This is a genomic window from Tsukamurella sputi, assembly GCF_007858445.1.
In the GTDB taxonomy this organism is placed as follows: Bacteria; Actinomycetota; Actinomycetes; order Mycobacteriales; family Mycobacteriaceae; genus Tsukamurella; species Tsukamurella sputi.
Window position 1 is genome coordinate 1 of sequence record NZ_VIGV01000141.1, and the last position, 574, is coordinate 574.

General features: G+C 30.5%; 1 protein-coding gene. It reads right to left on the reverse strand.

Going from position 1 to position 574, the window contains the following annotated elements:
• Positions 1–317: 317 nt before the first annotated feature.
• On the reverse strand, positions 318–464 hold the full coding sequence (locus tag FK268_RS26085; protein WP_109200698.1) for a DUF3149 domain-containing protein: 147 nt from the start codon (positions 462–464) through the stop codon (positions 318–320).
• Positions 465–574: the final 110 nt, after the last annotated feature.

A 574-nucleotide genomic window follows, 5' to 3' on the forward strand; every position in this document is an offset into this window, starting at 1 on the left:
TCATTGAAAGCAGAAAAGAAACGTGATCAGAATTGATCAGGATTGACTGAAGGGATATCGCTCGCCGTTATTGTTATTTATTATATTGAGCGATCGATTGATCAGTGACAAGAGTCGTAATTAAAAAAACACCCCAAAAGTAGGTTATTACTCTTAGGGTGTTTATTATATTTAGATATAACTTTAGAAATATTTGTGAAAATATTTTTAAAGTTTTTAAGTTTTTTGAAAAATTTTTGAAAACAGGCGATTGTTAGAAAACAATCAGCTAAATATGATCTATGGGTGATTATGGTGCCAGAAGATCGATATAGTTATTAGGATTGTTTATCTTTATTCTCTCTCTCTTCTTTCGCTTTTTTCATAAAGAACCATGTTAACCAACCTAACATGACGATCATAAAAACAACACCAAAACCAACGATACCGACAAAATAGGGATCTGCGCCAATCAACTTCATCATAGAACCTTCTCCTTAATAAGGTAGAAATTTAAATCTATCCAATATATATAATGATACTATCCCATAAAAATATGTAAGAATCTATGAAGTTTAGAGAAGTATCAAGTTTG

Excerpts from the sequence above, each read along its gene's own strand:
- FK268_RS26085 (WP_109200698.1), bottom strand. The coding sequence starts at position 464 with ATGATGAAGTTGATTGGCGCAGATCCCTATTTTGTCGGTATCGTTGGT.